The organism is Gilvimarinus sp. 1_MG-2023 (assembly GCF_030548285.1).
In genome coordinates this window covers 1-295 of record NZ_JAUOSC010000748.1, presented here as the reverse complement: position 1 = coordinate 295, position 295 = coordinate 1, and the positions used below count along the sequence as shown (strand labels likewise).

Sequence of the window (295 nt, the reverse complement as noted above, 5' to 3'; positions counted from 1 at the left end):
CCCTGATGATTTTCCTTGAAGGCAAGGTCTCGATCACCAACCTGCTGTTGCTGTCGATGCCCTCGCTGCTGGCTGTCTTGTTACTCGCCACCATACTGTCTGCTCCACTCACCGATACTGCCATCATTCAGCGCAATACCCATGTACTGCAAAGGGTCGACTCCGCCATTGCGATTATTTTCCTGTTTACCATTCTCTCCACCATTGCCGGTAATGTGCTGTTTGATATTCCGCCGGTACTGAGCTTTCTGACGGGTCTGGCAGTGATGTTTCTGGTGGCGCATCTGTACGGTGA

General features: G+C 51.9%; 1 pseudogene. It reads left to right on the top strand.

Annotated elements, in window-relative coordinates:
- Positions 1 to 295 (top strand): annotated as a pseudogene (locus Q4563_RS18875) (sodium:proton antiporter); the annotation flags it as partial.